Raw genomic sequence first — 13,625 nt, forward strand, 5'->3', positions numbered from 1 at the left:
ACCCCTTCTTTCATGGTAAAGTTGGGGTATTTTATTTTTTATCGAAAAAAAATGATAATTATGTAACTTTTTTGAAACACTACTCGTATAAATAGTTGTACACTTAAACAATAAGGAGACAAATACCATGAGACAACTTAAAATCACCAAGCAGGTAACCAATCGTGAAACTGCATCATTAGACAAGTACTTACAAGAAATTGGAAAGGTAGATTTAATTACTGCCGATGAAGAAGTAGAATTAGCACAACGTATAAAAGCAGGTGATCAAAGAGCTTTAGAAAAACTTACCAAAGCCAATTTACGTTTCGTAGTATCTGTTGCTAAACAATATCAAAACCAAGGATTAACCCTGCCCGATTTGATCAATGAAGGAAACTTAGGATTGATTAAAGCAGCACAACGTTTTGATGAAACTCGTGGTTTCAAATTCATTTCGTATGCGGTATGGTGGATTCGTCAATCGATTCTTCAAGCCTTAGCAGAACAATCTCGAATCGTTCGTTTGCCATTAAACAAAATTGGCTCTATCAATAAAATCAACAAAATGTACGCCTTATTAGAGCAATCTAATGAGCGTCCACCTTCTGCTGAAGAAATTGCAAAAGAGTTAGACATGACAGTAAATGACGTTAAAGAGTCTATGAAGAACTCTGGTCGTCACTTATCAATGGATGCTCCACTAGTTGAAGGAGAAGATTCTAACCTTTATGACGTTTTACGTTCAGGAGAATCTCCAAATCCAGACAGAGAATTGATTCACGAATCATTGCGTACAGAAATTGAGCGTTCTTTAGAAACGCTTACTCCAAGAGAAGCAGATGTAGTTCGTTTGTATTTTGGTTTAGGTGATCAACACCCAATGACTTTAGAAGAAATTGGTGAAACATTTGACTTAACTCGTGAGCGTGTACGTCAAATTAAAGAAAAAGCTATCCGTAGATTAAAACACACTTCTAGAAGTAAAATCTTAAAAACCTATTTAGGATAACTAATATAAATTTCAATTTTTAAATTCCAAATTCCAATCAAACACTTGGAATTTGGTCATTTTAAGTTTGGAATTTTACCACAAACAACAGTCTGATTAACTGTTCGTTTTTTGATTGATGATTGAAAACTCCGGCTGATTACCGGAGTTTTGTTTTTTGCAGGGCAAACAAAACACCGGTCAGTTCGCTTCGCTCGGGTTTCCAGAGTTTTGTTTTTTGCAGGGCAAACAAAACTCCAGTCAGTTCGCTTCGCTCGGGTTTCCAGAGTTTTGTTTTTTTTTTGCAGGGCAAACAAAGCTAAAAAAATCCACTTTATCACATATTTTAATCTCTATAAATTCTTTGCAAACTTTGCGATTAAAAAAATTATCTTTGCGAAAAAATAACACAACACAACGATGAGTAAAAACACAATTATAGCACCTTCTGTTCTTGCAGCCGATTTTGCTAATTTACAGCGCGATGTAGAGATGATTAATAATAGCCAAGCTGATTGGTTTCATATTGACATTATGGATGGCGTATTTGTACCTAACATTTCGTTTGGCATGCCCGTACTTGAAGCAATTGCAAAACATGCTACCAAAACAATTGATGTACATTTAATGATTGTAGATCCTGACCGCTATATCAAAACGTTTGCTGATTTGGGTGCCAATGTACTAACCGTTCATTATGAAGCGTGCAATCACCTTCATCGTACCTTACAAGCTATAAAAGCAGAAGGAATGCTTGCTGGTGTAGCCATCAACCCGCACACTTCTATTGACTTATTAGAAGATGTAATCAATGATATCGATTTGGTTTGTATTATGAGTGTAAATCCTGGATTTGGCGGACAATCATTTATTGAGAACACATATAATAAAGTGACCAAATTAAAAGATTTAATCATTCAAAAAGGAGCCAACACCATAATTGAAATTGATGGTGGGGTTACGAATAAAAATGCAAGAGCATTAGTAGAGGCCGGAGCCGATGTTTTAGTTGCAGGAAGCTTCGTTTTCAAAGCTGAAAACCCAACAGCTACTATCGAAGATTTGAAACAAATCACTACTATCTAAAAACATAAAAGAGGCTATATCATTTTAAAAGATAGAGCCTCTTTCTTTTTTAATACTGATCAATTAAATATTGAATTAAATCGGTTGTAGTAATTATACCGACAAGCAAATCTCCTTCGCAAACTGGCAAGGCATGAAAATCATTATGAGTCAAAATCTCAGCAGCCGCCTTTATGCTTGTATCTGGCGAAACCGTGGTTACTTTTTTAACCATAACTTGCTCTACAGAAAACATATTATACACTGTAGTATCAATCACTTCTTCATCGTCATCTATTGCATCTGCAAACGAAATACGCAACAAATCAGTATAGCTCAAAATACCTAAAATCTTATTTCCATTAACAACTGGAATATGTCTAATTTTATGATGTTTAAACAAACTTTCAGCTTTGGTCAAATCGTCATTTAAATGCAATTTCACCAAATGTTTGGACATTATTTTTGAAACGGGGACATTACTTTTCATAACCCTAACTTTTAAATATACCCAAATTTAAAGCAAAAAAAAAGCAAGAAACCTGATGATTATCAGTTAGAAAAACAATTATTAGTGTTATTTTATAACAACTTGTTAATTTCGATTTTTTTAGATATTAGGTAAAATAGTTCTCGTTAAAATTAATCATTCGCTTCACATGAGCATACAATTGAGGATGTATCGTCTTAAAGTCATTCGGCTTTCAAAAAAATGTTCTAACAAAACCGAAATAAATTCAAATTGATTTTCATAAGCATATAAACGAAAATAAGCTTTATCGTTAATTTGCTGAATCAATTCAGGAGAAGTATAAATTGCTACTATTTCTGCATATTCATCCTGAAAAATTGCAGCATTTACATCTCTACTTTTCAAACAATGAAAATGCATAACATGGGTAAATTCATGTAACCCCAAATTAATATTATCTATAGCTATTCCATGACCAGACAAAAAATCTTCCCAAGAAAAAACAACAGTCTTCATCCTTGGATTAAATTCTCCCTTTTGATACAGCTCGTTCAGAGTTGAATAATACACCGTTGGATAAATCAAAATTTTTTGAAACAAGTCGCTTAAATAGTTCCTCATGCCAAAAGTCAACATAACATAAGTCCCTGAGATAAGCACAAGTATTTCGTCCGTAATCTCAATTTCATGGCCTATAAATTCATATTTATCGATAAACTTATTTATCCTGTGTTCAAAATAACGCTTCTTACTAGGAGACAATTTATTGTAAAAGGGAAAGTTTTGCGTCAAAATATTTCTCTGCTCATCAGAAATACGAATTGGAAACAAATGCCAGTGAACCACTATAGACTTGTTATAGAAAAACACGTAAATCGGCTCAATTATATTGAAGAAAATAAACCCCAATCCTAATAATACCAATAAAAATTGCAATAAAAATAACTCCATTTATACAATACTTATAGTGATTATCACATAAAAAAAGGACGAGAAACACAACATTCCTCATCCTTTCACGTGACCACGGCAGGGTTCGAACCTGCAACCCTCAGAGTCGAAATCTGATATTCTATCCAGTTGAACTACGCAGTCAATATCTAGAAATTTTAAAATTCCAAACTCCAAGAAAAATGGAATTTGGAATCAAAAAATTAAGATAATAATTTTTTAACTATGGTTGAAATCGTCTTACCATCAGCTTTTCCAGCTAACTCAGCAGATGCCAATCCCATTACTTTTCCCATAGCTGCCATTCCAGAAGCATCATTATCCGCAATAATTTTTGCTACTACTGCTTCTACTTCTTCTTCACTCAATTGAGCTGGTAAAAACTTCTCAATAACAGCTGCCTGCAACAACTCTGGTTCAGCCAAATCAGCTCTTCCTTGTTGTGTGTAAATAGCTGCACTATCTTTTCTTTGTTTCACCAAACGCTGTAATAATTTGATTTCTTCTTCTTCAGCAATTTCTTCTTTTGCTCCACTTTCTGTCTGCGCTAAAAGAATAGCCGATTTTACTGCTCTTAAGGCCTCAAGAGCCAAAGTATCTTTTGCTTTCATGGCGTTTTTTATTTCGTCCATGATACGTACTGATAAACTCATTATATAGTTTGTTTAATTTATTTTTCTTTTTAAATAATACCACTTGCTTGCTTTTTATTTCAAATCCACAAGCAATAAAAGCAATGCAAATTTAGAATATTTAACTGGTATTAACAACTCCTCAAAAGTTTCTAAAATTGAATAAATAATCAAAAAAAAAGCCTGAAATAGGTTTCAGGCTATTCTTTCTTTTATTTCAAAACTAATCTACATTGTCATGCAAATAAGAATTATTAGAACGAAATTGCAAATCATTATTGCTATCTGTACTTACTGAAATCCTTGAATTCTGATGTCCAGCTTGTGCATTAGTCAAATCTACTCCAAGACGTTTGTATGCAGGCTCGCGCTCTAATTCGTCAATTCTAGTCACATTATTATGAAACTTGTAGTTGAATTCTTTTAGTTTTTTTCTTCTCTCCTCTGCTCTAAAACGAAGGGTTTCTTCGATGGTCATGTCCATTGGCGACACAGACTCAGGAACCACTTCATTAGTTTCAATAGGAGCCACTTGTTTCATGGTTATATTCAACTCTGCCGGAATTTCCTCTTGCTTCGTTTGTGGTTTAGATTGTATAAAATCATTCTCCACTTCCATATACTCTTCTAAAGAATATTTAATAATTCCATTATCTGTTAACTCTGTTACAGGTACGAACTGAATTGGTTGAACTACATTGATATCATGCGCCTCATTTGACAATTCATAAACCACCTTTTCTTCTGAAACTGGTGCTGTTGGAGCTACAAAACTTGGCTTAGGAGTTACAGGCAAATCAAAAGAGAAAGCTGTTTGTTTTTGCTCCTCAATGATATTAGCTTGTGGAATTTGAACTTCTTCTTTTGAAGGTAATGAAATGTTAAAATCAAAATCTTCGATTGGAGAAACGATTTCAAAAGTCACGTCTAGATTTTTGATAAATTCAGACATTACAATCAGTTCATCGTTGTTCATTACAGGTTTTTTCACTTCCAAAACAACAGGCGCTTCTTCTTCAATTTCCTCTTCTAGTTCAAACACTACTCGTTCAGCAGTAACATCTGAAGGAGATTCATTCAAATTAAAAGTTGTCACAGGTGTATTAATCAAATTGTGAACACTTCTTTGTTCTTCTTCTAGGGTATGAATGATTTTCTTTGGCTCTGTATTTACAATTTCATTTTGCTGCTCTACGTCGAAACCAGTTGCAATAATTGTTACCGAAATAGCATCACCTAAAGATTCATCTTCGCCGACTCCCATAATGATATTAGCATTATTACCTGCTTCATTTTGGATATGGTCATTAATTTCACCTATCTCATCAATAGTTATTTCGTTAGTTCCAGAAACGATAAGCAACAATACGTTTTTGGCACCTGTAATTTTATTATCGTTCAAAAGAGGAGAATCCAAAGCAGCAATAATTGCCTCTTTAGCTCTATTTTCACCAACTGCCGTTGCAGAACCCATAATAGCTGTTCCACTATTATACAATACTGTTTTAGCATCTCTTAAGTCGATATTTTGAGTATAGTGATGCGTAATTACTTCAGCAATTCCTCTAGAAGCGGTTGCCAAAACTTCATCGGCTTTAGAAAAACCAGCTTTGAAACCTAAATTACCATATACTTCTCTTAATTTATTATTATTGATAACAATTAAAGAATCTACTTGCTTACGTAATTTTTCAATACCAATAATAGCTTGTTCTTGACGAACTTTTCCTTCAAACAAGAAAGGTAAAGTAACGATACCAACCGTTAAAATATCTCTTTCTTTGGCTAATTGAGCAATCACTGGTGCAGCACCTGTTCCTGTTCCACCACCCATTCCTGCAGTAATGAAAACCATTTTGGTATTACTGTCCAACATTTTTTCAATCTCACCGATACTTTCTATCGCGGATTGATGGCCAACATCAGGATTAGCACCTGCGCCAAGTCCTTCGGTTAAGTTTACTCCCAATTGAATTTTGTTGGGTACTGAACTATTTTGTAAAGCTTGTGAATCAGTGTTACAAACTATAAAGTCAACACCATTAATTCCTTGCTTAAACATGTGGTTTATAGCATTACTACCTCCACCACCTACTCCAATAACTTTAATAACATTTGATTGGTTTTTTGGTAAATCAAATGAAATGCTTCCAAATTCTGAGTTGCTTGTCATCTTATTGGGTTTTTGAAATTCTTATTTATATTATTTGCTCTTTCGGTTGGGACAAAAAGGGCTTTTATTATCTTGTTTATTCTGCGTTATCTAAAAATTCTTTGATCTTATCTACATATTTATCTAAAAAAGATCGTCTTATTTTAGTTTCTGTTGACTCTGCACTTGGCACATGTCTTTCTTCTTTCACCTCTAAATCTACGACCACAGGTTTTTCGATTTCAGGTAGTGGTACTGTTTCGACCACACGTTCTCTATAATAAGGTGTTCTTTCTAGAACAGGACTTTTGTCAATTTTGACAGCGCTTTGAGTTTTTTTCTCGATACTATTCATTACTAATCCTACAGCAGTAGCATATAATGGACTTGAAATTTCCTCATCCGAATTACCTGCTAAATGCTCATTTGGATAACCAATTCTGGTATCTATTCCGGTAATGTATTCAACTAATTGCTTGATATGTTTTAATTGAGCACCACCACCTGTTAATACAATTCCCGCTATCAATTTCTTACGTGGGTCTTCGTGACCATATAATTTGATTTCTGCAAAAACTTGTTCAATAATTTCCACAACTCTTGCGTGGATAATTTTAGATAAATTTTTCAAAGAAATCTCTTTAGGCTCTCTACCTCTGATTCCTGGAATAGAAACAATTTCATTGTCCTTGTTTTCCCCTGGCCAAGCAGAACCAAATTTTACTTTCAACAATTCCGCTTGTTTTTCAACAATAGAACATCCTTCTTTGATGTCATCAGTGATAACATTACCTCCAAATGGGATTACAGCTGTATGTCTAATAATTCCATCTTTAAAAATTGCCAAATCTGTAGTTCCACCACCTATGTCAATCAAAGCGACTCCAGCTTCTTTTTCTTCTTGACTCAATACCGCATCAGATGAAGCTAAAGGTTCTAGAGTCAAACCAGACAACTCAATTCCTGAACTTTGAATACACCTTCCCACATTTCGAATAGATGAAGCTTGCCCCACTACAATATGAAAACTACTTTCCAATCTTCCTCCATACATTCCAACAGGTTCTTTGATATCAGATTGACCATCAATTTTAAACTCTTGTGGAAGAACATGTATAATCTCTTCTCCTGGTAACATGGCTAATTTATGAACTTGACTAATCAATAAATCAATATCACAATCACCAATTACTTCTTCTGGATTATTTCGACTGATATAATCACTATGTTGAATGCTTCGAATGTGTTGGCCGGCTATACCAACTACCACATCCTTAATTTTATATCCTGAATTATTCTCTGCTTCAAAAATAGCTTGTTGAATAGATTGGATGGTTTGAGTAATGTTGTTTACAACACCCCTAGCCACACCTAAACTTTTGGATTTTCCAACACCCAAAATTTCTAATTTCCCGTATTCATTTTTTTTGCCAATCATGGCAACTATCTTGGTTGTTCCAATATCTAGACCTACCGCAATATTCTCTTTTTCCATTTTCTATTATTTAGTACACACTACTTGTTCCGCAAATCGAAGATCAATCTTTTTGTATTTTGTGATTGAACTATCTAAAACTACTTTTTGAAAAAACGCTTTATAATTCTTGAATTTCTGTTCTACATTTATCAACTGACCAAAATCAATTTTAAAATTGTAGTTTCTATTCAGCAGTAAAACGCTACCATTTGGCATAACTTGCATTCCAATGATGTTTTTTTTCAAAAAAACATCGTCGTAAATCACACGAAATAGCTTGGCAAATTTTTCCTTATTTTTATAGTTTATTTCCCCCGAAACAAGAAGAACTCGCGCTGAATAATTGCTTGACAAAGGCATTTTATTTCCTTTATAATCAATATAAAAAGACACACCGCCATCACTAATTCTTGCAATTGGTGTCTTTTGTTTTACTACAGCTTTTAGAACACCATCAACACTCACAGACACTTCCGACTTATCAATCATGGGGTGTGAATCGATGGTTTTCTCGAGTTTATTCAAATCTAAGGCATCTCTACCAATAGTTTTGGGGTCGGTTCTATTTTCTATTAACAATTTATTAACCGCTTTTTGTTTAACAAAAAGCTGATTTTCTCCAACAAAAACAACTTCAGCTTTTGTAATTTTTCGATTCAAATTTCTTTTTCCTGTAAAAGAATATAAAAAAATCACAATGCCAAACATTAAAAATAAACGAATGGATGTCCAATTAAACCGTTTCATTTAGTGCTTGTTTTATTGATGGGACCATTTCTCCTAAATCTCCAGCTCCAATAGTGACAATAACTTTGGCGTCAGAAGATTGAATTGAAGCTATTAATTCTTCTTTCGAAACTAATTTTTTATTAGCATTCGTCATTTTATCCATCAACCATTGAGAGGTAATTCCTTCCATTGGTAATTCACGAGCGGGATAAATATCCAACAACAAAACGTCGTCAAAATTAGACAAACTTGCTGCAAAATCATCGGCAAAATCTTTGGTTCTACTGAATAAATGTGGTTGAAAAACCGCTAAGACTTTTTGTTTGGGATACAATTCTCTAACTGCTTGATGTACTGCATTAATTTCCGTTGGATGATGTGCATAATCATCAATATACACCAAATCCGATCGCTTTATTTGATAAGAAAAACGCCTTCTGATTCCTCTAAATGTCGATAAAGCACTAGCAATAGCTTCAGTTGGGGTGCCGTAAGTTTTAGCCATTGCCAATGCCATCAACGCATTCATTAAATTATGCCTTCCTGGTAAACCAAAACGCAAATTAGTAATTGTTTCTGTAGGAGTTTGTACATCAAACACATAACTTGCCTCTTCCACTCTTACATTATACGCTTTGAATTGTGCGTCTTGATCAATAGCACAAACCAATCCTTCTAATGGAAGTCCATGAGCTACAAACAACTTGTTTTTATCTTCAACTTTTTCAGCAAATTCGACAAACGATGCCTCAATAGCCTCACTGGTTCCATAAATATCTAAATGGTCTGCATCCATTGAAGTCACACAAGCAATATTAGGATGCAAATGCAAAAAAGATCTATCAAATTCATCAGCCTCGACTACAGTAACTGTTTTGCCCATGCCGATTAAATTAGAATTATAATTCTCGACAATTCCTCCAATAAATGCTGTAACATCGGCTCCGCTTTCAAACAAGATATGCCCTAAAATACTAGAGGTAGTTGTTTTCCCGTGTGTTCCCGCTACAGCAAAACTAAAAGTGTCTTTTGTAATAATTCCTAATACCTCTGCTCGTTTTTTTACTTCATAGTTTTGAGCTAAGAAATAATTCCATTCCAAATGCGATTTTGGAACGGCTGGCGTAATAATTACCAACGTATTCTCTGGTTTAAAGCTTGAAGGTATAAGGTCTACATTATCTTCAAAATGAATATCAATTCCACTTTCGATAAGTTCGTTTGTCAACATCGACGGTGTTTTATCATAACCGCAAACTTGTTTTCCAATATTTTTGAAATATCGAGCCAAAGCACTCATTCCGATGCCTCCGATACCAACAAAATAGACGTTATGTATTTGATTTAAGTTCATTTTTCGATTTTAAAAATTAACAAAATAGTATTCTATTTTTTCAATAACTTTTCAATTTCATCAACGATTTGGACCGTTGCTTGAGGCAAGGCTAATTTTTTTAAATTATCCCCCAAGAGTTGTTGTTTGCCTTCATCTTTCAACAAAGCCTCTACCACTAAACCAAATTCATCTTCTAGAGCTGATTCTTTAATCATTATGGCTCCTTTTTTATCAACAATGGCTTGTGCATTTTTGGTTTGATGGTCTTCTGCCACATTGGGTGATGGAATAAAAATGACTGGTTTCCCAACAATACACAACTCTGACACTGAGGAAGCGCCTGCTCTAGAAATAACAACATCTGCAGCGGCATAAACTAAATCCATACGTTCGATAAAAGCTACTACTTGTACTTGGGTAGTATTGTATTTGGAATAATCATCTAAATATAATTTCCCGCATTGCCAAATAATTTGCACCTGCTGTGCCAAAAGGTGATCCAATTCTTTCTCTATCAACTGATTGATACGTCTTGCCCCTAAACTCCCTCCTAAAACCAATATTGTTTTCTTATTTGGATTTAGCCTAAAATAAGTAATTGCTTCGTCTCGTTTTGAAGATACATCAATCAAATCTTGACGAACAGGATTACCCGTTAAAATCATTTTCTCTTTTGGAAAAAAACGCTCTAAATTTTCATAGGCCACACAAATTGTTGAGGCTTTTTTACTTAACAATTTATTAGTTATTCCAGGATAGGAATTTTGTTCCTGAATTAAAGTAGGTATGTTCAAACTATTGGCTACATTCAATAGTGGACCACTTGCAAATCCACCTGTACCAATAACTACGTCAGGCTTGAAGCTTTTAAGTATTTTTCTTGACTCCCACAAACTGCTTAACAATTTCAATGGAAATAATGCATTTTGAAGCGTCAATTTTCTTTGCAATCCTGCTATCCAAAGTCCTTTTATAGCATAACCAGCTTGAGGCACTTTTTGCATTTCCATTTTGTCTTTGGCACCTACAAAAAGAAACTCTGCTTCAGGAAATCGCTTCTTTAGCTCATTTGCAATAGCAATTGCTGGATAGATATGACCACCAGTTCCGCCACCACTCAATATGAATCTTAATTTTGACATCTTAAAAATTTTAGAACAAATAAACAATTTACTACTATCAGATACTATCGATTAAGTACAGCATTCATTGGGTTCGCATGATCTTCTATAGAATATTCTTCTTCCATTTCTTGAGCATCAGATTCGAGTTGTGCATCAATCAATTTTTGCAAAACTTCTTCTCGAATTTGTTTTTCTTTCAATTCTTGAGCAATTTCCTCTTCTTTTTTAGTCACACTCAAAATAACACCAAGAGAAAAACAGGTCATCCAAATGGAGCTCCCTCCACTACTAATTAATGGCAATGTTTGACCTGTAACTGGTAATAGCTCTACTGCTACTGCCATATTAATCATAGCCTGAAAAATCATTGGAAATCCTAGAGCAATCACGATTAATTTTCCAAACAAAGTGTTGGCTTTATGGGATGCGATTACAAAACGAAACATCAATAATAAATATAATCCCAATACAGACAAACCACCAATCAATCCCCACTCTTCAACTATAATGGCAAAGATAAAATCAGAGGAGGATTGAGGTAGAAAATTTTTCTGAACACTTTTGCCTGGACCTAAACCATAAAGTCCACCTGAGGCAATAGCTGTTTTAGCTTTTTCGATTTGATAATTATCTTCGTCTGCTTTATCCGAGGTAAATCGTTCAATACGGCTTTCCCAAGTTCCAACTCTACTAAAAAATCTAGAATCTGGAAATGCTTTTGCAATTAACACAAAGAACATAAGCATTACTATTCCGGAGCCAACTATGAAACCAATGTATTTTATTGGATATCTACCTATAAAAACCAACATCAATACCATCGAAAAAATCAAAGCGGTAGTAGAAAAGTTTGAAGGTAAAATAAAGATTAAGGTTATAAAAACAGGCAACCATAATTCGAGCAAAGACGATTTAAAATCTATTGGTGCTTCTCTTTTTTTGGACAAATAACGAGCAACAAACACAAATAACACAATAGCCGCCATTGTTGAAGGCTGAAAGGTAATTTTGATAAAAGGAATCTGAATCCATCTACTCGCATTCGCCCCCGCTATAACAGTACCTTTGACTAATGCATAAGCCAGCATCACCCAAACAACTGGTAAAGCCGCTTTTGAGATTGCTCTAAAATACAGATAAGGAACTTTGTGAACCCAGTAGATAATTAAAAACCCAATACCAATATGAGCAAGATGTTTCAGCAAATACCCTAATGTATTGCCTTTACCTAAACCAATATAAGCTAGATTACTACTCGCACTAAAAACAGGCATAAACGAAAACAAAGCCAATAAGGCCACGAATGACCATATTACCCTATCTCCTTTTAACTTGTTTACTAGTTCCTTCATTGTTTTTTATATTTTTAGCTGATTTAAATTAATTTATAGATTGTAAACTGCTTGTTTAAATTGACGACCACGGTCTTCATAGTTTTCGAATAAATCGAAACTAGCACAAGCTGGGGATAATAAAACAGCATCCCCTTTCTCTGTGTAACGTTGTGCCATTCTTACAGCATCATTCATAGTGTTAACCTCAATCAAATCGTCTACAACATTACCAAAGGCAGCAATAATTTTAGAATTATCAATTCCCAAACAAATAATTGCTTTTACTTTTTCACGTACCAAAGACATTAATTCATTATAATCATTTCCTTTATCAACACCTCCAACAATCCATACTGTTGGTACATTCATACTATCCAAAGCAAAATAGGTTGCATTTACATTAGTTGCTTTTGAATCATTGATGTATTGTACATTTTGAATTTTTAGAACTTTCTCTAACCGATGTTCTACACCTTGAAAATTGGATAAACTTTCACGAATTGTAGCATTTCGAATTTGCATCAATTTTGCTACAGATGTTGCTGCCATTGCGTTTTTCATATTGTGTTTTCCTTCTAATGCAATGTATTCGGTCTCCATTGAAAATTCTTCTTGATTCATTTTAACTTCCATATTGTTGTCTTTTAAAAATGCTCCTAAATCCAGTGTTTGAGAAATAGAAAAAGGTATTAATTGTGCTTTTGTTGTATTGTTTTTTAACCATTCTTGAGTTGCTTCGTCGTCTGCATCATAAATCAAATAATCTGATGCTGTTTGATTCATGGTAATTCGAAACTTCGAAGCAATATAATTTTCATATTTATATTCGTATCGATCTAAATGATCCGGACTAATATTGGTGAGAATAGCAATATGAGGTTTGTAATTGATTATGCCATCTAATTGAAAACTGCTTAATTCTAAAACGTACACATCATAATCCTGCTCTGCCACTTGCCATGCAAAACTCTTTCCAATATTACCACCTAAAGCCACATTTAAACCCGCTGTTTTTAGTAGATGATAAGTAAGCATAGTGGTAGTTGTTTTCCCATTACTCCCAGTAATACCAATAGTTATTGCATTAGTGAAAGGTGCGGTAAATTCGATTTCCGAAATAACCGAAATTCCTTTCTCGATTAATTTCTTTACTATGGGCGCTTTGTCAGGAATACCAGGGCTTTTCATAACCACAGAAGCATTTAGAATCAACTCCTCAGTATGTTGTTCCTCTTCCCAAGGAATTCCATATTTCGTAAGAACGTCCTTATAATTTTGCTTTATTTTACCAAAATCAGAAACAAATACTTCATAACCTTGCTTTTGTCCTAAAATAGCGGTTCCTACTCCACTTTCGCCTCCACCTAAAACAACTAATCTCAT

Annotated in this window: 12 protein-coding genes and 1 tRNA gene; 2 read left to right on the forward strand and 11 right to left on the reverse strand. The window is 34.2% G+C overall.

The window, feature by feature from the left end; translation table 11 throughout:
• Positions 1-127 precede the first annotated feature (127 nt).
• Both ACZ1AQ_RS00445 and rpe read left to right on the forward strand, forming a co-directional pair.
• Positions 128-991: a sigma-70 family RNA polymerase sigma factor gene (locus ACZ1AQ_RS00445; protein WP_007804760.1), complete on the forward strand. Its 864-nt coding sequence runs from the start codon at positions 128-130 to the stop codon at positions 989-991.
• A 399-nt stretch (positions 992-1,390) separates the two neighbouring features.
• Positions 1,391-2,056, forward strand: coding sequence for a ribulose-phosphate 3-epimerase (rpe, locus tag ACZ1AQ_RS00450; protein ID WP_489631001.1), 666 nt, complete (start codon positions 1,391-1,393; stop codon positions 2,054-2,056).
• A gap of 49 nt (positions 2,057-2,105) precedes the next feature.
• On the opposite strand, the gene ACZ1AQ_RS00455 is transcribed toward rpe, so the two are convergent.
• From ACZ1AQ_RS00455 to murD, 11 genes are all read right to left on the reverse strand, one after another.
• A complete protein-coding gene (locus ACZ1AQ_RS00455; RefSeq protein WP_489631002.1) occupies positions 2,106-2,525 on the reverse strand; it encodes a CBS domain-containing protein in 420 nt (139 codons plus the stop codon).
• Between the two features lie 165 nt (positions 2,526-2,690).
• Entirely contained in the window at positions 2,691-3,458 is a 768-nt protein-coding gene (locus ACZ1AQ_RS00460; RefSeq protein ID WP_489631003.1) for a zinc-dependent peptidase, read from the reverse strand.
• Between the two features lie 70 nt (positions 3,459-3,528).
• Positions 3,529-3,602, reverse strand: a tRNA-Arg gene (locus ACZ1AQ_RS00465).
• A gap of 59 nt (positions 3,603-3,661) precedes the next feature.
• Entirely contained in the window at positions 3,662-4,111 is a 450-nt protein-coding gene (locus tag ACZ1AQ_RS00470) for a GatB/YqeY domain-containing protein (protein WP_489631004.1), read from the reverse strand.
• Between the two features lie 202 nt (positions 4,112-4,313).
• Positions 4,314-6,263: a cell division protein FtsZ gene (gene ftsZ / locus ACZ1AQ_RS00475; RefSeq protein WP_489631005.1), complete on the reverse strand. Its 1,950-nt coding sequence runs from the start codon at positions 6,261-6,263 to the stop codon at positions 4,314-4,316.
• A 76-nt stretch (positions 6,264-6,339) separates the two neighbouring features.
• Positions 6,340-7,737 carry a cell division protein FtsA gene (gene ftsA, locus ACZ1AQ_RS00480; RefSeq protein ID WP_489631006.1) on the reverse strand — a complete coding sequence of 466 codons (1,398 nt, stop codon included), beginning with the start codon at positions 7,735-7,737 and terminating at the stop codon, positions 6,340-6,342.
• Between the two features lie 6 nt (positions 7,738-7,743).
• Complete coding sequence (locus ACZ1AQ_RS00485; RefSeq protein WP_489631007.1) at positions 7,744-8,466, reverse strand: cell division protein FtsQ/DivIB; 723 nt, start codon at positions 8,464-8,466, stop codon at positions 7,744-7,746.
• Positions 8,453-9,802 carry a UDP-N-acetylmuramate--L-alanine ligase gene (gene murC, locus ACZ1AQ_RS00490; RefSeq protein WP_489631008.1) on the reverse strand — a complete coding sequence of 450 codons (1,350 nt, stop codon included), beginning with the start codon at positions 9,800-9,802 and terminating at the stop codon, positions 8,453-8,455. The genes ACZ1AQ_RS00485 and murC overlap by 14 nt, the downstream gene beginning before the upstream one ends.
• A 32-nt stretch (positions 9,803-9,834) precedes the next feature.
• Positions 9,835-10,926, reverse strand: coding sequence for an undecaprenyldiphospho-muramoylpentapeptide beta-N-acetylglucosaminyltransferase (gene murG, locus ACZ1AQ_RS00495; protein WP_489631009.1), 1,092 nt, complete (start codon positions 10,924-10,926; stop codon positions 9,835-9,837).
• Between the two features lie 44 nt (positions 10,927-10,970).
• Positions 10,971-12,260: an FtsW/RodA/SpoVE family cell cycle protein gene (locus ACZ1AQ_RS00500; protein WP_489631010.1), complete on the reverse strand. Its 1,290-nt coding sequence runs from the start codon at positions 12,258-12,260 to the stop codon at positions 10,971-10,973.
• Positions 12,261-12,293: 33 nt separating this feature from the next.
• A complete protein-coding gene (murD, locus tag ACZ1AQ_RS00505; protein ID WP_489631011.1) occupies positions 12,294-13,625 on the reverse strand; it encodes a UDP-N-acetylmuramoyl-L-alanine--D-glutamate ligase in 1,332 nt (443 codons plus the stop codon).

Source organism: Flavobacterium sp. UM26, assembly GCF_057922445.1.